Below are 18,989 nucleotides of genomic sequence, written 5' to 3' on the forward strand. Positions count from 1 at the left end.
CTCAAGCAGGGGTGCGGGCTTTTAGGTTTTCTTCGAACAGCGTTTTAGCGATCACGCGAAGAGCCAATATTTCTTCGGCTCCCTCAAAAATCGAAAACACGCGGGCATCCACAAAATAACGGGAAACGGCCGTTTCCTCCGCATAGCCCATGGCCCCGTGAATCTGAGTCGATTCGCGCGCGATCCATTCCGCAATGCGCGAAGCGAAAAGCTTGACCAGAGACGCTTCCATCACACCCTTGCCTTCGTCAAACAACCGAGCGACTTCATACGTCAATTGCCTGCTGCCCGATAGAAGCGCGGCCATGCGCACCAGTTTCCATTGAGTCATCTGGTATTCGGCGATGGGTTTGCCGAAGACCTTGCGCGCGAGCGCGTATTTGAGAGCTTCATCAATAGCCGCCTGACTCACGCCGTTGGCCCTGGCTGCGGTTTGGAGCCGCCCTCCGGCAAAACCCTCCATTTGCAGGTAAAACCCTTTGCCCAAACCGCTTTCGCCGCCGATTAAATTTTCGGCAGGCACCCAAAAATCCTCAAAAACAACCTCGAAGGTATGCATGCCGCGATAACCGATGCAAGCTATTTGGCGTCCGGAGATGCGCCCACCCTTGGGGTTGTCATAGCTGAAACTGCGGCCATCGGACGGAGGCTTCTCAACGATAAAAACGGACAGGCCCCGATGCTTTTTAGACGCGTCCGGGTCGGTTCTGGCTAAAACCATCAACAAATCGGCCCGGCCCGCGAACGTGCACCACATTTTCGTGCCCTGAATCACCCAGCCGTTGTTTTTGGGCAGGGCTTTGACGATGATTCCGGCCACGTCCGAGCCGTAATCGGGTTCGGTCACGGCCACCGAAACCATTTTTTGCCCGGTGGCGATCAAGGGAAGCCACTTGGCTTTTTGCTCCTCGGTGCCGCCCTTTAAAAGCGCCTTGGCTAAAATTTCCGGCCTGGTGATCAAAGAACCGGCCACGCCCAAAGAAACGCGGGAGAGTTCCTCGGTAGCCAGCACCATGCCCAGATTATCCGGCTTGGCGTCATCCTGAAAACCTTCGTAGCGCTGCGGCACGGAAAGTCCGAAACACCCCATCTGAGCCAGATCGCGAATCACCTCCTCCGGAGCCAAAAGGTCTTCGCGGTGCACTTTCTCGGCCACAGGCGCGACTTTAGTCTCGGCAAATTTCCTAAACAGCTGCCTGATTTCTTCGTGCTCGGAGGATAAACCCAACAACGGCCCGTCTTGAGTCAACAGCCTGGCCGCCGGGCCGTAAAACGCCGGCGCCAGCGTTTCAGCGATCCAAGCCGCGCATTGATCGCCGCCCAACGTCGCTTCAAACTCTTTTTTGGTCAGGCCAAATTCAGGCAATCGGGACCTAACCCGGCCGGCGAAATCATTCGCGGCATCAGCGATCAAAAACGCGGCCAGGCGCTTATCGAGATCCTGCCCGGACTCTGAGGCAAACCGCCATAAGGCGCGCGCCGCGCGCAACTGGGCGGCAAGATAAGCCAGATCATAAGCGGCCAATTGACGCTCATCGATTTTATCCGCAGAAATTTGCCCCTTAAGCGAGCAGTCATCCGCCAAATGCTCGGTTATTTTCGTCTCGAGCGCTAAGGCAGCTCGAAGAACCGGCTCGGCCGTATCCGCCATTATTTTGACCTGACCTTTTCGTCTTTGGTTTCTTTGGAGACGCCATTCGTGTTTTTTAGTTCAGCCAAAATTTTAGTGACCTGGCCTTCGGTCAACACGGAACCGTGTTCATCCAAAACATCGATGGAAACTTTCGCCAATGTTTTTCCGGATTTCGTGGTCTCGACGGAAAGCACCTTGACTCGCGTCTGAATCGCTTCCCCGGTTTTCAACATCCGCGCGAACTTGCCCGCGCGCACGCCGGCCAAAATATACCCGGGCGCAAACAGGGCGGAGGTGCAGCCGATGGGCCCCAAACAAGCCAGGCGCGAACAATGAGGATTGCCGGAACCGACGATGAATTCAAAGGCGCGCATCGTATCTTCGGAGAGGACAAAACATCCGGTGTCCGGCGTGCCGGGCCGAAAGGCCGCGTTATCGCCTGATTTCAACGAAGGAGCCGGACGGGTGACGAAAGGCGCGACGTCCCGGGACCAGCGGAAAGCCCAGGAAGCCGCGACCGGACGTCCTGACGGCGCCGCTCCGGGATGAAAATAAGCCGGGACCATATCCACTTGCGCTTCAAAAAGGTCCTCGCTATGCTGATTCTTCGCCGTGACGCCGAGCAGAAAACCCTCTGAAGTTTTCTCTTTGATTTCGAAACCGGGGGAAAACCGGTCTCCGACTTTAACCGCGGCCGTGAACTTGAGGACTTCAATCGATCGTATATCATAGCCAGGCGCGAATTCCTCTAAATGAGCCAAGGATTTGGTCACCGTTAAAATGCCGTGGGCGATGCAGGCGCCGTAACGGCTGCGCTGAGCATAAACCTCGTCAAGATGAAACGGATTTCTGTCGCCCGATGCTTTGGCAAAAACCCTGATGTCCAAAGCGGTCATGGTCATGGGCGCCAAGGAAACCCGCGCGCCCGGAACAAGTTCAACGAGTTCCACGAGGACTTTGCGATCCTCGGCCAGGGGGACCAGAACAAAATTGACTTTCGTGCCGTTGGCTCCCGGCCTCGGCGCTTCGTAAATCGGAGAAAGGCCGAATTTCTTTAAAAGCTCCGTCGCGCGTTGAACATCGGGCGTGACAAATTCGATTTGTTGCAAGCCATGCCCGAAGCGGCTCAAGTACTTGCTGATGGCGCCTTCGCCCGCCGGCATCAAAATATCGATGGGAGCGCCCGGCACATGCACGGTGAATTCGCGGGCTTGATGTTCGGCAGGCACCTGCGCCAGCTCAGGGGAACCCCAGGCCGCGCGGATCGCTTCGAAACGCTTGGGCTCGACGGCCAATCCGGCGGTCGGCGGCCAAAGAATGAGATCGCCCAATCCGGCCGAACCCAAAACGGATTTAGCTTCAACAGCTAATAAAGAAACGGCTTTATGAATTTTTCGCGCCGCCAATTTTCTAATCGGCTCCTCGGCATGGCCTAAAGGCTCAATGAAACGCGCGATATCCTGGCTTTGGTACGCATCCTCAAGAGTTTTTAAATGGCGCTTTGAAACGCCCATCAGAATCGCGTTCTTACCGGTCCCGATGCCTTCCTGGGCCTGGCCGATTTGGCGCGGCCAATAGCCTTCGGTCGCCACGGGCCGGATCACGCCGCGCATAATCCAGTCGATAATGGCCGTTGATTCGGCCGGGCTGGCGTAATGCGTGCCGAGAATCGCTTTTCTCGACAACACGATGGAATTTTGATTCATCCAACCCAAAGCCGCATGCCACCTGAGCTTCAGGCGCGAGGTATCGTTAGGGTAGCCGATTTGCGTAAAGAATCCGGTAAACATGATGTGATTCAAAACATTTTCAGCCAACGCCCCGTCGGCCAAAACAACGGCTACGTCGGGATACAGCGGGCGTCCGGTCGAATCCTTGCCCCAAATTTCGCCCAACGATTTGCCGAAGGGAATCAGGGACTGACGCATGTAATTGTGATAAGCCTGCTGTTTGGCTTCGTAATTTTTTTTCTGCTCTTCGGTAGGATGATCGGGCAAGATAGCCGGCGGCTCGGGCATGCGCTCGACTTTAATCCCGAGGCGGGATAAATTCACCACGCCGTCCCTTGATTTGGCCTTATGCCACCAGCCTTTTTCATCAAGAATTTTCCAGTCGTGGACCATGCGCTCGCGCCGATCGTCTTGAACCGCCACGATAATGTCCGCACGCCGGTTCTTAGCGATTTGAACGGCTTGTTTGAGTTCCTGATCGTCCTCTCCGGCCACAATCAGGCAATGGCGCATCTGCGGCACGCGGTATCGTTCCCGGCGCAGTTTGGCGATGCGATCAAACATGGCCTCCAGCGGCGTATCGGAAGCGGTTCCGGGGATCTCCAAAGCGAATCCGGTTTCACCGGCGCCGAAATAAGCGACTTGCCCGCCGTAATCCTGGGCGTCCATCGGGTCGCCTTCCCTGACGGAAAGTAAATGGCGCGCGAACATGCCTTGCCCGGAATACGCCAACACTTTGTCCAAGAGGCGTTTTGAACCGGTCAATTCCCTGACCACTTCCTTGACGCGATTGACATAATCCTCATCATTATCATGTTTGATTCGGTCAATGAAAGAGTCCGCTCCGTAAAGCTCCATGGCGCGGCGGCCCCGTTCCTCGGAGGAAACCAGGCCGACGATGGTCGTGTTCCTGGACTTGGCGGTTTCAACCGCAGCCGCGCCCGTGCCGCCGACCGCGCCCTCGACTAAAACCACATCGCCTTTTTTGACGTTCAACACGTTCCAGGCATGCTGCACCGTGGGATAGACAAGGCCCACGCCGCCCAATTCTTCGAACGTATAGGCGCCCTCGTCGACTTTGACGAATTGCGACCAATCGAGAACCACTTCCTGGCTATAGCTGCCTTCCAACGGATCTTTGGCTTCATAGGCGTGGATACGGAAACTCCGATGCGCTTGGGCGCTGCCGCCCAACGCTTCGGTGGTGATGACATCATGCTTTCCGGAAAGCATGATGCCGATATCGCCGGGTTTAATCGTGCCCACTTGAGCGAGTTCCTTGCCCACTTCGGTCACCAACACCAAGCCCGCGCTGCCGCCCACAGTTCCTGATTCGTGATGATATTTGGATAAATCAATGGGGTAATCCCGCGTGCCCCATTTCCAGTTGGCGTTGATATCCGCAATCAGGACCGAAGCCCTGATCTGATAAGCCCCGATATTGCTGATCGTCGGCACAATGCCTTCCTCGAAAATTTCGGTCGCCGGTCCGGCCGCGCCTTTGGGCTTGACGAACGCGCGCTTGTACGCTACGGTTCTGAAGCGATTATTTTTGTCCGGCTTGGGAATGCAGCCTAATTCCAAATCGCGCAAAAATTGAGAGGGCGCATACAACGGCCCGAAGCGTTCGGCTAAGGATTCCAAACGCAGCACCGCTTCCTCGAGCCCGAAGCGCAACGCCCAGCCAAAGGGACCGGATGCGAACAGCTTGGGGTATTTGGTTTTAGCGTATAAATTCTTAAGCGGTTCCCGGCTTTTTTCGTGAGCAATGGTGTAAACGCCGTCGGCCAAGCGGATGCCGGCGCCCTTGTCTTCAGGAAAACGCGTGCCTAAATCCATGGCCAAATCAATGTCCGCCACCGAGGCTAAGCCGTCTTCAACAATGCGCGCCGCTTCGTTAAGCATAACCAACGGCAATCGCAAGGGATCAAAATCAGACGCGCCTTGAGTCAAAGAAACGCCATAACGGGCCAGGAGCCTGAGAGCCTCTTCATCAAGAGCCGCCCGGGAACGCCCCAAAAGTTCGGCCAACCGGCCGCAACCTTCGGGGTCAACGCCCATGGTCTTTAATAAATCCATCGTGGATGAATCCAGCGGCAATCCCAATTTGGCGGCGGCCTCCAATAATCGTTCATCAGCGCCCAATTCCGCGCTTCGCTTGCGGATCACATCCGCGACCACTGGAACCACGGGCGCATAGCTGAAAAATCCTTTTTGACTTTTATTGCCGTAGCGGCCCAGGCCGAGCAAAGCTTTGAACAAAAGACTGGGGGTTTCGGCATACGCGGGCAAGGCATTGTGCAGGTTCGAAATGATGGCTTCCGCGACATCCACACCCACAAAATCAACCAAACGCAATGGACCCATGGGATAGCCAAAATCATAAGCCGAACGGATAATCTGTTCTAGGCTGGCTTCGCCGCGCTCGAGCATGCGCACCGCCTCATTGAGGTAAACGAACAAAATCCGGTTGACGATAAACCCGCAGGAATCCTTGACAAGAACCGGCTCCAAGGCCAATGTTTTGGCGAAGGCCATGGTTTCCTCGACCACGGAAGGATCGGTTTCTTCAGCGTAAACGATTTCAACCAAATCCATCCGGTCGGGGGGATTAAAGGGGTGGAAATCGAGGAAACGCTCCCTCGCTTCCTTGGGCAGGGAACGGCCGATCTCCGTAACCAACAGCGAAGACGTGGTTGTGGCGAATACCGGCCACTTGAAACTGGCGTCCGAGGTTTTGAGCCTGCGCAACGCCTTGGCCCATTCGCCCAGAATGGACTGTTTGGTCAACAGCTCCTCGCGAATACACTCAACGACCATTTGCGGCGCCTGGGCGCTTAACGCGTTGACCAAATTCAAATAATTCGTGTCCTGGTAAGTCGTGATATTAGCCTGCCACCGGTCCCTTAATTCCTTCATTTGAGGAGATAATTCTTTGATCTTGGCTTCGATCACCGATTTTTCGTCAGGGGAGGCTTTGGCCAGCTTTTTCTCCAAAGGCAGAATGCCCACGGCTTCTTTGGCTCGAAATTCCAGGGACGATTTGATCTTTTTCTCGGCTTTGGCCAAAGTGTCGAGATGAAGCGTGCCCAACGCCACTTTGACCCCGTGCCGGGCCATGCGCGCGGCCAAGGGCGCGCCGATTTCTCCGGCGCCCAAAATCGAGACGCGTTTAATATTCGACGCCGGCTGCGGCTGGCCCGAAGACGAAGAGCCTGATCCGGGCGCAGGACCGGAACCCTTGCGGGGGTCCTGGCTCTTTTCCCGGTCCAAAATCTTCTGATACTGGGCTTCCTGCTCCGGCGTAAACAGCTTGGCCTTGTGCGCGACCGCTAAAATCCTGCGCTCCACTTTGACTGTGGCCGCGTCCACCAACTCTTCCTGGGCATTGGGTTTTCTGGGATCGACATAAACGATGGCGCCCAAGCCGCGCTCCACGTCCGCCTTATGATAAAGCTCAACCACCTCGAGCGCTCGGGCGATGGCCTCGGGCGTGGGGGAAAAGATTTTATTGTAAATGACCACTTCGCCTTCCAACGCCGCCACTTTACCGGAAAATCCCATGATGGCGGCGCGTTGCGCTTCTTCCTGGGCTCTGGCCGCAAGAGCGGGGCCGTCGATGGCGTCAACGTCCGCGGCGCTGGCCGCAGCCACCAAAGCGCCTTTGGACTCGAAGGCGTCGCCCTGCGAAGGCAAGGCATAAATCAAACCCTCGACGCGCTCCGAGGCCGTGGCCAGTTCATAAGCCTGTGCCAGCGTTTCAGGCGCATCGATTTTAAGGAACATCCCCTGGCCGGGTTTAAGTTTCGCCGCAGCCTGGCGGACATCGTCAGGATTTTTAACCGCAACCACGGTTTGAGCCACATCATCCACGCCGGCCGGAGCCGCAACAGCAGGACCCGTCCACACGCTGCGCCGCGCTTTGGTCACTTTCAACCGGGGGGTCAACGGGGAGAAAACAGGCAGCGATTCCTTAGCCAGACGCTCGAGCTCTTTATAAGGAAAAGGTTTGACGCCGGGGCGGTTGCGCCCGGGCGCGGTGTCGGCGCGGCTTGGGGTGAACGGACGCTCCTTGTCCGCTTCCAAAACTGCGCGAATTTGCTCCGGATGCAGGCTCCATTTCCCGGTAAATCCGAACTGCGAAGCCAACAGCGCGTCTTTTTTTGTTTGTTCGAAATTTTTGACGTGAATGGTGATGCCGTCGATCGCATCCAAACCGAATTTTTTAGCCGCGTCTACGATGCGCTTCTTGGGATAAACGGGATACGTCCATTGCTCCTCTTGAGCTTGGGGACGGCCGCCGGTGGCCGCGGTGTAGTCCACCAGCCCGAAAATCAAGGCGCCGGCGCGGCCCGAATCCCGGATAATCCGGGCGATTTCCTCGACCTGAAGCACGGCGCTGGGCAGCTCGATCAATGTTTCGATTTTTAATTGGCCCAGGGGCCAGCCTTTTTCCTCTTCGATAGCCGTTAAAATCCGGTCGACGACGTCGATATCCTCGGCGCCCACGACTTTGGGCAAGGTCACGCCCGTCACCAAATTTCCGATTTCGCGCATCACGAAATAATAGTCTCCGGCCGCCCATTTGGTGCGCAGGTTATTGGGACGCACGAACACTTTCTTGCCCTTGAAGTCCGTGGCTTTCACCGCATCGATAAGCGTTTGGCGCGTGGCGACTTTGACGCTGGTCGCGACCGCGTCTTCCAAATCCAAAAATAAAACATCCGCATCCGATTGAGCGGCTTTTTCGATGAATCTAGGATTGGATGCCGGCAGCACATGTTCAACGCGATGTTTTTTAGCCATACCTACACTCCTTTTCTGCGAACCGATGATGATTTTTTTATGGGCAGCAACCGAGGACGAGGGTCGGGACCCTTGGTTTGTATATTCAAACCCACAATAGGCGTTCCATTCATCCTTCGACTTTGCTCAGGATATACTTTTTTCTGGTCCAGGGCCGGCAACGAATGAACTAAAGAATTTGCAATATACCTTTGTGCTTCTTTAGGCGCAAGAGCCAACAGCTTGTCGAGTTCCCGATGAGCCGATTCTTCAATCTCATCGGTCCTGGCCTCCAAAGCAAAGGATCCTCCCAACGGGTCGACCAGCCCATTTAATCCGATTTCATGCAGCAAAACCGCATGCGTGTCTTTAGCCAACTGCGCGGCCCAGGATGACCACTCGGTCGCGCGCCGGAGGGCCGGGCGAAATGGGGAATCAAACGGCAAAATTTCCAAATATTGGACGCCGCCTAAAACAGCCTCAAGCGCCTGAAGCGCGCTGCGCACGATGTTGTTCCAGGGCTTCACGCGGGTCAACGCCGTGGATGAGGTTCGGGCGTAAATCTCGAGTTTCGATCCTTTGTTAAGTTTGGCCCAAAGCCTACGCGCGGCCCGAAATTTGGCGATTTCCTCAATAAAATCATTATGCGCGCAAAGCAAAAGGCAGCGGCTGCCCGAACGAGCCCGGCCGGCTGACAACCGGCTCATCGCGTCGTAGAAACTAAAGGCCAGTTCCCGGACGGCATCGGCGCCCTGCTCACGATAGGACCAACCGTCGGCTAAAACAGCCGGGGCCGCGGCAGCCCTTGACACCGGCTTCCACGGCTTAAAAGACGCGGATAAGCCGCGCGTATAAGGGAAAACGCCGGGTTCCTCCGGATTTCCGGTATCGGATTTAAGGATATAGCGCACGTCTTCGAGCCGGCCGAAGGCTTTCGATGAGAAGGGTCGGCTTTTGTGCTCGGCGGCTTTTTTACCGATGAATGAACGCAAAGGCTCATTAAAAACGTCAATCGGAGCCGAAGGCTCCCAGGGCTCTGCCGAGCCGCCTGTTCCGAAAACCTTCCTCAACGTATCGCTGATTTCACCTAAGGTGGCTCCGGCTTCAACCGAGGCCAAAATCGCTTCCATGACATTGTCCGATTCGCTTTGCGCCGCGGCGGTCAAGCTTTTTAAACTTGCGTCAACGAGAGCCATTGGCCGGCGGCGCTTATAGTCAAGAAAGGATTCCAGGCGCGAGCGTTCGCGCTCGCGCGGGTCCCCGGGCGGAGCAAAAATCGGCACTTCGGGATAAAGATGCTCGCCCTCCCGGTTGCCATTGACACCCACGACCAAACGCTGCCCGGTATCCATAGCCCGCTGCTCCCGGTAAGCCTCTTCTTCCAAACGTTGATGCATACGCGACAAGGCCTTCTGGTAACTCGCGCAGCGCGCGACGGCCGCCAATTCGTTCCAGACATCGGCCTCAAGCCGGTCGCACAACGATTCCAAATAATACGAACCTCCCAACGGATCGATAATGCCGGACAGCGACTTCTCCAGCAAAACGATATACGGCGTGTCGATGGCGATTTGCTGGGATAAGGGCGTGGGGATGGTGATGGCTTCATCGAACGACGTCGTATTGGTCCCCTGCGGCCCGCCCAACACGGCGGCCAAAGTCCGGACCGCGTCGCGGACAATGTTCAACTGCGGTTTTTGCTTGACTAAATCGCTGCCGCCGGTATAGCTTTGCATGCGCAGCTTCTGCGGGCGCTCGGCGTCAACGCCGAAACCTTCTTTAATGATCTGAGCCCAAATCCTTCTGGCGACACGCAACTTGGCCGTTTCTTCCAAGCAATTCTTTTTGACATTGATGAAAAAACTCATTTGTGCGGCGATATCATCGGGCTTTAATCCGCCGGCCATGCCCGTGACGATATATTGGATGGCGTTGGCGAACATATAGGCCAGTTCCTGGCTTGCGGTGGAGCCCTTCTCCCGCATGTGATAACCGCAAATGCTGATGGTGTTAAAGCGCGGCAAATTCGCCCGGCACCAGGCGAACACATCACGGGCCAAACGCAAAGTTCCGGCCAAAGGATAAATAAAGGTATTGCGGGCCAAGTACTCTTTTAAAACGTCATTTTGGATGGTTCCTCGAAGCTCGGCTGGGGGAACGCCCTGTTTTTTGGCGGCGGCCACATAAAAGGCCAATAAAATCGGAGCCGTGGCATTGATTGTCTTGGAAACGCCGATGCCTTTGGCTGCGATATCCGGAAGAATCCCCAAAAACGCCTCTTCATAATCCTCAAGGCAGGCCACGGAAACCCCGGTCACGCCTACTTCGCCCTGAGCCAACGGGTGATCCGGATCATGGCCCATTTGCGTAGGCAAATCATAGGCAATGGAGAGGCCGGTCACGCCCAAAGCGATTTGCTCCTTCATATTGGCGTTCAATTCAGCGCCGGTGCCGAAGCCGCCGTATTTTCTGACCGTCGGCAAATTGCCCTTGCTGTACATGTCCGGATGAATGCCCCGCGTGTACGGATATTCGCCCGGCCGCCCCAACAAGCGGTCGTACAAGGTCCGGTCAAATTCCTTGATCGCGGAATAATCGGATGGCTCGAAAACGGTTTTTTGCAACAACCCTATGATAACCAAATTGCCGCTTGCATTTGAACCAAACCCTGCTTAACCTTGATATCGTGCAGTGTCCTAATTGTAAGACAGACAGCCCTGACGGAACTCCGGAATGCGGCAAATGCGGGCTCATTTTCGCCAAATGGAAGCCGGCGGAAGAACGCATGGTCATGGCTCAAGAAGCGGCCGTCCAAACTGAACAGGAGACGGGAAAAATTTCGCCCCTGCTCAAATTCGCGGCTATTGCGGCCATTCTTTTAGGTCTATGGGAAATCTTCGGCTCCAAAATGATCGATAAATAAACCCCGCCTTAGCGCATAGGACTTTAGTCCCTATTCTTTTTCAACCCTAAGACCCAACCAAAAAATCCATTGATTAGTTAAGCTCTATTACCGTTGAATTAATTTCGCTTTAAGCTAAAATAAAGGACGGCAACTGATCGATGATGAATAATCGCGCTCTGAAACGAACCCTTTTCTTGACGTCAACCTTAGCTCTCTGCGCCGTCGTTAGCCATCTTCCCGTCGCTTCGGCGGAGACCGAGCGGAGAATCGGCAGAATGTCCGAGATTTTCGACCACCAGGAAAAACTCCAGCCCCTGGACAACCGCGCCGCCCAAGGCATCAGAACAATGTCCGCCAATAGCCCCGATTTTTTGAAGGAATTGCTCGGTCACAAGGCCGCGCCTGCGCCCAGGACTCAGCCCAAAAAAGAAGCTTGGGCATTGCGCGAGAACAACCGGAAACCTGCCGCTGACCCATTGATTTCCGAAATCGAAAAAAGCCTTAGCGACAAATCACCCGGCAGCGCGTGGCCTATCGCAGCCGCGGGCCTGCTGGCTGGCGTGGCCTTGGGCATTCCTCTCTATTATTTGACCCGACCTAAAAACCAGGCGAACGAGACCCCTCGAGCGCCTCAAACTTTCCACCGGCCCAATAAACCCCATATCGCGGCCCGGCAGCGATTCCGCAGCGCAACGGAGTTGCGGGCCATCGCCGGATTGGGCCTTGCTTCCAAACGGGCGGCGGCCAACGCCGGCCGGCCCAAAGAACTGATCGCGGCTTAAAGCCCGGACAACCCTTAAGGAGAATCCCATGGCCAACAAAAAAATCGTGCTCTGTAAACTCAACGAATATTATTGCCCCACGGTCGAAATTCACAATGATGAAACCGTCACCATCGGGGAAGACGACAAAGTCGCGGTGCTGACCAAGGACCAGTGGAATATGCTGGTCGACAATATCCGCGAAGGGAAACTGGAAAAAATTTAATCTTACTCGTCCGGCTGTAAATCGCAACGGCTGCGCTCGGGAGCCGGACAGCCTAACAGCTTGCGCAGTTCGGGATTAAGCCCAAGGATGTCGTTGAAAAAAACCCTGGCCGACGGGTGCGTGCTCGATTCCCGGAAACCTGAAAAACAAAACAGCGCGGTTGTATCCGCAATAAACTGAATCATTAATTCCTTGTCGGTACGGTCCTTGAGGTGATAGGCCAAAGCCTCCGCCGCCCAATAATCCGCGGTGTATTCCCTCAAATACCGTTCACGGCCGGCGTCGGGGTAGCTCTCGGCGCAATCAGCGATCCGATTGTAGGGGAAACCGGGATTGCTGCTGTAATCGATGAAATGCCCCAATTCATGCGCCACGACCAGAAAGGCCCTGTCCCCGGAAACCGAAGAAAGCATGTTGTTCTCATCCCAAGACCCGGCAATGGCCAAATAATAACCGGGGCACAGGTAAAGCAAGGGCCAATCGTCGTCAAAAACGGGGAAGGCATTGGCGCGCAATCCCTCTAAAGCGCAGATTTCCATGAATCGGTTTGAATAATAAAAATTCTGCGGGGCGGTCATCAAACGGTTGGGCGCCTGGATGGTCACGTTCGACAAAGCCCCGAACGCGGCGCCCTTGGACGCCGACGTCAAGCCCGGCTGCCTATTGATGGCTCCCAATAAGTCTCTGCGGATTTCATCCAACACGCTCTGCTGATGCAGCAAAGAAGCCCGGTCCAGGTCCGAGCCCAGCATTTCCAGGACAGGCCCGAATAAATCATCCATGCTTTTGGCCTTGCTTTTGCGCCGCCAGATTCTTCCTTCAAGATCGTCCCTCCTGGAGCGGTAGCGCTGTTCGGTGGCCGTCACCTGCGGCCTATTGCAGACGTATTGATAAGGATCGGCGCAGAATCGCGCCGCGGCTTCATTAGCGTAACGCTCATCGATTTCCGCGTAGATATCCTCTTCCTGTCCCCAAAGCGGCGTCAGCAAGAGAAGCAAAATCAGCAATAGCATGCCCATTAAGATTACCAGGAAAAGAGAGAATGTTCCTCAATTGTTTAAAATGATCCTGTGAAGAAAGCCGTTATTATCATCCCCGTCCGATGGGCCTCCGGCCGCCTTCCCGGCAAGCCCTTGGCCGCCATCGCCGGAAAAACCATGCTCGAGCGCGTCTGGCATCTGGCCCGGGCCGTTAAAAACGCGTCCGGCGTTTGGATCGCCACGGACGATCAGCGAATTTTCGATCACGCCAAAAAAATCGGAGCTCAAGCGGTGATGACATCGGGCTCCTGCGCGAATGGGACGGAGCGCGTTTTTGACGCGGTTAAAAATTTGAAGCCGGAGGCCGGCGTCATCATCAACCTTCAGGGCGACGCGCCCTTGACTCCGCCCTGGATTATCGAAGCGTTAATCGACAAAATGATGAGCAATCCCTCCTGCGAAATCGCCACGCCCGCGGTGCGGTTGCCTGCCGACGTTTTTGAAAAATTCCGGGAAGCCTCAAAAAATGGGAAAGCCGGAGGCACGACCGTCACTTTTGACAAACGAGGACGCGCGCTTTATTTCTCCAAGTCCATCATCCCCTATGTGCGCGACCCAAAATCAGCGGATTTGCCCGTCTACAAACATTTGGGCATTTACGCCTATACTCCGGACGCGCTCAAACGCTGGGTGGCCCTGCCCCCCGGCGTGTTCGAGCTGGCCGAGCAGCTCGAACAATTACGCGCGCTGGAACACGGACTGCCCATCGACGTCGTTTTAGTGGACACGCGCGGCCGCACGCTTTGGTCCGTGGACAATCCCTCCGACATCGCCATGGTTGAAGACATCATCAAGAAAGAAGGCGAGCTGGTTTAAGTGCGCCTTTTTCTTGTGCGCCACGGCAATACGTTCAACGACGGAGAAAAAGTCGTGGCTGTGGGCGCTCGCCAAGATCTCCCCTTGACGGACAAAGGCCGCTTGCAGGCGAAAGCCTTCGGACAAAAACTGCTGCGTGAAAAAATCAAACCCGTGGCTGTTTTCTGCTCGCCGCTTAAACGCACCAAGGAATTCGCCCAAATCGCCTTAACAGAAGCGGAACTCGCCGTTACCCCCATTGTCACGGAAACCTTAAGAGAAATCGATTACGGAGGATGGACGGGAAAAACCGACGAGAGCATTCAAAAAGAATTCGGCTATGAATCCTGGCGCGCCTGGCAGGAGGAATCCCGCTGGCCGGATAACGCCGGATGGAAACCGACGCAGCAGGAAGTTATCAATTCAATCAATGAATTGGCCCGCACCGTCGCCATATCGGGGAAACGCGGGCAAAACGTGGTTTTAGTCGGCAGCAACGGCGTGCTGCGCTTTTTTCTCAAGCTGCCCGAAGGCGAATGGGACGAACGAGTTCAAAACAAATCATTCAAAATAGGCACGGGCCGTTACGGGGAACTGCACTATGAAGGAGGACGATTCTTCTGTGTTTCATGGAATAAAGAGCCTTAATTTCAACATTCGATCATTACTGCTCGCCGCTTTCACGGCGCTGCCGCTGCCGGTTTTTGCCGATGAGCCGCCGGCTTATCAACCTCCTTCCGGACAAGAAATCGCGCAAATCATCAATGAAGCCCGGCAAAAGCATCCCAACGACGTCAACTTAAGAATCGCCATGATCAGCGAACGATTTTTGGGCATGCCTTATCAACTGGGCCCCCTCGGAGAAGGGCCGGAGGGGGAATTCGACCGCGATCCCATGCTGCGCTTTGATTGCGCGGATTGCACGACTTTCATCGAAACAGTGATGTCCATGGCCCTGGCGCCTCAATCATCGGCCATGGACTCCGTTCTTCAGCGAATCCGCTATAAAGACGCCCGCGTTTTCTATCGCGCGCGCAATCATTTTCCGGAAGCGGATTGGATCCCCAACAACGCGCAAGCGGGCTTTCTCAAAGACATCACTAACAAAATCGGCGGCGAATCCGTGGCCTGGGAAAGCAAAACGATTTCCAAACAGAAATGGTATGTCGCCAAAAGCACCAATGACCTTCAGGGGTTCGACCATTTGAGCGCCAAGCAAAAAAGACGCCTGGCGGATAAATGGAAAAAGACGGGCCGCGCCCTCCCCGATGAAACCGCGCGCATCCCCTATATCCCGGCCAGCGAACTGCCCGGCAAAGCCAAACAAATCCCGACCGGATCGATTTTCAACGTGGTGCGCGAAAACCGGGAAGACCAAATGGTCTTAATCACCCACCAGGGCCTGATCATTCAAAAACCCGACGGCGCGTATGTGCGCCACGCGGCCTGGGGCCGCACGGTCGAGGAGCAAGCTCTGGACGCCTACATCAACAAATACAACGGCGCGAGATGGAAAGTGCTGGGGATGAATTTCAACGCCGTCCTTGATCCGCGATAACGAGTCATGAGGGCGCTTATCCAGCGGGTCAGCCAAGCTTCCGTGGCGGTCCGGGAAAAAAATATTCGCCGCAGCATCGGCCCGGGATTTGTGATACTCTTGGGAGTGAGCAAAACCGACACCCAAGACTCGGCCAAGACCCTGGCCCAAAAGGCGGCTTATTTGCGCATCTTTCCGAATGATGAAGGAAAATTCGACCGCTCGTTGCTCGATGTGGGCGGGGAGTGCCTGGTGATCAGCCAATTCACCCTCTACGGCGACGCCTCCAAAGGCCGGCGGCCCGACTTCACCCAGGCGGCCCGGCCGGAAACCGCTTTGCCCTTGTACCGATTATTCATCGACGAGCTTAAAGCCGCGGGCGTCAAGCGCGTGGAGGAAGGGGAATTCCAGGCGCATATGGAAGTCTCGCTCACCAATGACGGCCCGGTGACCGTGACGGTGGAGACTTGACGATGTGGTCCGCTAAACGCAAACAAACGATTTCCGAGCAGGAGTGGGTGCGCATCCGCCAGACCGCGGTGGCCAATCAAATCGTGGACCGGGGCGTCAGGAACGAACGCGTGTTGAAAGCCATGCGCGAAGTGCCGCGCCATCATTTTTTGCCCGCGAACGTGGCCCCGGCCTTGGCTTATGCGGACCGGCCCTTGCCCATCGGCCAAAACCAAACCATCTCCCAGCCCTATATCGTGGCCTATATGGCGGAAAAACTCGCTTTAACCGGGACTGAAACAGTCCTTGAGGTAGGCACAGGATGCGGCTATCAAGCCGCGGTGCTGGCGCAATTGGCCAAAGAAGTGATTTCGCTTGAAGTGATCCCTGAGCTCGCGTTCATGGCCAATGAAAACCTGGCCCGGGAAAATATCACCAACGTCAAAGTCAAAGTGGCGGACGGCTTCAAAGGCTGGATGGAAGACGCGCCCTATGACCGCATCATCATCACCGCGGGCGCGCCGCGCATCCCCCAAGCCCTGATGCTGCAATTGAACGCTCCGGGGAAACTCATCGCGCCCATCGGACCAAGATCAAGACAAAAACTGATTTTGATCGAAAAGACACCCGATCCTCCAAACCCGCCCAAGGCCGCCCAAAGGGAATTAATCAGCGTCATGTTCGTGCCCATGCGCGGCGAGATCGAACGGCAAACAACTCCTGGATGAGGAGACTTTCCGTGCCAGTTCTACTCGCAGCCGCCATTCTTGCGGCGTTGTTCGTTTGCGCCAACCATGCCCGGGCCCAATACGATTTTCAAATGGGCGTCGGCCCGGGGATGGATGACCCCTATTCCAAAAAGGATTCCACCGGCCCCACGCTCCCGCCCATCGACCCTTACGCCCAAGCCCTGACCCAGGAATTAACCAAAACCAAGGCCACGGATTACTGGTCCATCATCGCCATTTCCACCGGCAACCCGGCCCAAGACCTATCCATGTACATGCGCCGGGGTTTCGGCCGGGCGGAAATCATTTCGCTTTTAATGATCGCCGAAGGCGGCAAGCAGCCCCTCAAGGAGCTGGCTCAAAAACGGGTACGCGGCGCGCGCTTGCGCGAAATGGCGACCGAATACCAGCTGCCTTATGAAAAAATCCGGGTCGATTCATTGCAGCTTAGAAAAAAGCTGACACAAGATATTCGCTTGAAAAAATTAGAGAATCAAAACAATGGACAATTGGGAACAGAACCCTCAACAGGAACCGCAACCGGAGACAAGCGGCCCTAGCCCGGAAATCCCGGCGCCAAAAAGCCGCGCTGCCGCGTGGCCGGCGCTTTTGGGCCTGCTCTACGCAGCCAGCCTTGCGGCCGCCTTGATTCTTGTTTTTTCCGGGCCCAGGCCCAAAGTCGCGGACAGCGAATCCCAAAAGCCGGAAGGCCTTAAACAAAAATTCGGAATTCTTGACTTCGATAAAAAAGACGCGATCGGCATCATCCGCCTCGACGGCGTCATCCGCATGGACCGGCAAGGCGGATTCTGGAACGAAACCATGGTGGACCGAATCAAAAAAAATCTGGAGCGGATGGCCAAGAAAAAACAAATTAAAGCCATCATTCTAAGGATCAACTCTCCGGGCGGCACCGTGGCCAGCTCCCAAGAACTTTATCAAGCCATCAAATATCTCCGCATGAAGCACAACAAGCCCGTGATCGCGCTTTTAGGCGACGTAGCCGCCAGCGGCGGCTATTATGTGGCCAGCGCCTGCGACCGCATCGTGTCGGAACCCGGAACCATCACCGGCTCCATCGGCGTCATTTTCCAAACCGGTCATTTCGACGGTCTGATCAAAAAATACGGCGTCAACTTCAACACCATCAAATCCGGTCCCTACAAAGACATCGGCAATCCTTTCCGGCCCATGGAAGCGGATGAGCGTAAAATCCTGCAAAGCATGATCGACGGCGCGTATGAGCAATTCGTGCAGGCGGTTTCCGAAGGACGCAAAATCCCGCCCTTGGAAGTCAAAAAATCGGCGGACGGGCGCATTTTCCTGGGCTCCCAAGCCAGAGCCGCTCAATTGGTGGACCAGGATTCCGGCTACAAGGGCGCGATCGATCTCGCCAAAGAAATGGGCAAAATCACCGGGGAGCCGAAAATCATCTGGGATGGTGATTTCAAAGAAGATTTTCTCGAAGAAATTCTGAAAGGCTCATCGCCCACCGGCATTTGGAAATGGGTGGCGCCTGAAGCGGCCTTGCCGCCCACCGGGCTTCTTTACCTGTGGACAGGGTACTAAAAGCGCTGGGCCCGCTGGGGCGGCCCTGGGACGGGCCGGCCTGGCTTCTCCTGGTTCTTATCTCCATCAATCGCCTGCTCATGGACAACTCCTGGCTGCATGGGAAAAAATTGGCGGTGCTTAAAATCATCCCGGTTTTCGGGTCGAAATTGTTGAGCACTTTTCTGTTAGCATTCTTTCTGGCCGCCAGCATCATGACCATGATCAAATTTTTGCGCACAAAACCCGAACGCGAGCCTTCCTGGACCGAACTGCTCAACATCACGTTAACCGCCCAATCCAGCTATCTTCTGGCCGCGCCCATCCTGCTGTTGTCCATGGCCGTGGTGCAATATTTCGGGCTCGATTACCCGCGCAGTTTAAGCCAGTTTTTAAACGGCTTGTTTCCTTTCCTCATGTACGTCATTCTCTACGTCAAAATCAGGCGGCGCTTCGCGGATATGGGGGAACTCTCCATGATCGGCCTCGTGCTCTCGCCTTACCTTCTCCTGGTCGGCTCTGTTTTTGCCGGGCTTGCGGCCATTTTTCTTTTGGCGTCCGCCATGGTAGTGACCGCCATGCTCGCCTAGCCCTCACCCGGCGACCATGTCCGCCCGATCCGCAATCAGCAACGCCCAAATCGCTAATATCCTCTCGCTCATGGGTCAGTTGTTGGACATCAAAGGGGAAAACTTTTTCCGCGTCAGAGCCTATGAACGCGCGGTTCAAGTGCTTTCCGGCATGACCCAGCGATTGGCGGACATGCCTCTTGAGGAGCTTAAATCCATTAACGGAATCGGTTCAGCCATGGCCTCCCATATCCGGGAAATCGCGGACACAGGCGCGCTTAA

General features: G+C 55.5%; 16 protein-coding genes. 12 read left to right on the plus strand and 4 right to left on the minus strand.

Features of this window, described 5'->3' with window-relative positions; all coding sequences use genetic code 11:
- Nucleotide 1: 1 nt before the first annotated feature.
- The 3 genes from HYT79_07390 to HYT79_07400 are packed head-to-tail and all read right to left on the minus strand — an operon-like array spanning nt 2 to nt 10,772.
- A complete protein-coding gene (locus tag HYT79_07390) occupies nt 2-1,651 on the minus strand; it encodes an acyl-CoA dehydrogenase family protein (GenBank protein MBI2070414.1) in 1,650 nt (549 codons plus the stop codon).
- Entirely contained in the window at nt 1,651-8,169 is a 6,519-nt protein-coding gene (locus tag HYT79_07395; protein ID MBI2070415.1) for a hypothetical protein, read from the minus strand. The genes HYT79_07390 and HYT79_07395 overlap by 1 nt, the downstream gene beginning before the upstream one ends.
- A 2-nt stretch (nt 8,170-8,171) precedes the next feature.
- Nucleotides 8,172-10,772: a hypothetical protein gene (locus HYT79_07400; GenBank protein ID MBI2070416.1), complete on the minus strand. Its 2,601-nt coding sequence runs from the start codon at nt 10,770-10,772 to the stop codon at nt 8,172-8,174.
- A gap of 62 nt (nt 10,773-10,834) precedes the next feature.
- Here HYT79_07400 and HYT79_07405 point away from each other — a divergent pair, with 62 nt between their 5' ends.
- From HYT79_07405 to HYT79_07415, 3 genes are all read left to right on the plus strand, one after another.
- Entirely contained in the window at nt 10,835-11,071 is a 237-nt protein-coding gene (locus tag HYT79_07405; protein ID MBI2070417.1) for a hypothetical protein, read from the plus strand.
- A gap of 257 nt (nt 11,072-11,328) precedes the next feature.
- A complete protein-coding gene (locus HYT79_07410) occupies nt 11,329-11,835 on the plus strand; it encodes a hypothetical protein (protein ID MBI2070418.1) in 507 nt (168 codons plus the stop codon).
- Nucleotides 11,836-11,863: 28 nt separating this feature from the next.
- On the plus strand, nt 11,864-12,040 hold the full coding sequence (locus HYT79_07415; protein ID MBI2070419.1) for a hypothetical protein: 177 nt from the start codon (nt 11,864-11,866) through the stop codon (nt 12,038-12,040).
- 2 nt (nt 12,041-12,042) lie between these two features.
- Here HYT79_07415 and HYT79_07420 read toward each other — a convergent pair whose 3' ends face one another.
- Complete coding sequence (locus HYT79_07420; protein MBI2070420.1) at nt 12,043-13,059, minus strand: hypothetical protein; 1,017 nt, start codon at nt 13,057-13,059, stop codon at nt 12,043-12,045.
- A 51-nt stretch (nt 13,060-13,110) separates the two neighbouring features.
- Here HYT79_07420 and kdsB point away from each other — a divergent pair, with 51 nt between their 5' ends.
- From kdsB to HYT79_07465, 9 genes are all read left to right on the plus strand, one after another.
- The gene (kdsB, locus tag HYT79_07425) at nt 13,111-13,896 is read left to right on the plus strand and encodes a 3-deoxy-manno-octulosonate cytidylyltransferase (GenBank protein MBI2070421.1); all 786 of its coding nucleotides are present in this window, start codon (nt 13,111-13,113) and stop codon (nt 13,894-13,896) included.
- Entirely contained in the window at nt 13,897-14,523 is a 627-nt protein-coding gene (locus HYT79_07430; GenBank protein ID MBI2070422.1) for a histidine phosphatase family protein, read from the plus strand.
- On the plus strand, nt 14,498-15,433 hold the full coding sequence (locus HYT79_07435; protein ID MBI2070423.1) for a DUF1460 domain-containing protein: 936 nt from the start codon (nt 14,498-14,500) through the stop codon (nt 15,431-15,433). The genes HYT79_07430 and HYT79_07435 overlap by 26 nt, the downstream gene beginning before the upstream one ends.
- 6 nt (nt 15,434-15,439) lie before the next feature.
- Nucleotides 15,440-15,883 (plus strand): D-tyrosyl-tRNA(Tyr) deacylase, encoded by a 444-nt coding sequence (locus HYT79_07440; protein MBI2070424.1) that lies wholly within the window; start codon nt 15,440-15,442, stop codon nt 15,881-15,883.
- A gap of 2 nt (nt 15,884-15,885) precedes the next feature.
- Entirely contained in the window at nt 15,886-16,590 is a 705-nt protein-coding gene (locus HYT79_07445; protein ID MBI2070425.1) for a protein-L-isoaspartate(D-aspartate) O-methyltransferase, read from the plus strand.
- Between the two features lie 11 nt (nt 16,591-16,601).
- Nucleotides 16,602-17,150, plus strand: a complete 549-nt coding sequence (locus HYT79_07450) for a hypothetical protein (protein MBI2070426.1) — start codon at nt 16,602-16,604, stop codon at nt 17,148-17,150.
- Entirely contained in the window at nt 17,092-18,159 is a 1,068-nt protein-coding gene (gene sppA, locus HYT79_07455; protein MBI2070427.1) for a signal peptide peptidase SppA, read from the plus strand. Before HYT79_07450 ends, sppA begins: the two co-directional genes overlap by 59 nt.
- Nucleotides 18,144-18,728, plus strand: a complete 585-nt coding sequence (locus HYT79_07460) for a hypothetical protein (protein ID MBI2070428.1) — start codon at nt 18,144-18,146, stop codon at nt 18,726-18,728. The genes sppA and HYT79_07460 overlap by 16 nt, the downstream gene beginning before the upstream one ends.
- Nucleotides 18,729-18,744: 16 nt before the next feature.
- The coding region (locus HYT79_07465; protein ID MBI2070429.1) for a DNA polymerase/3'-5' exonuclease PolX at nt 18,745-18,989 on the plus strand (245 nt) is incomplete at its 3' end.

This window comes from Elusimicrobiota bacterium (genome assembly GCA_016180815.1).
Classification (GTDB): Bacteria; Elusimicrobiota; Elusimicrobia; order JACQPE01; family JACQPE01; genus JACPAN01.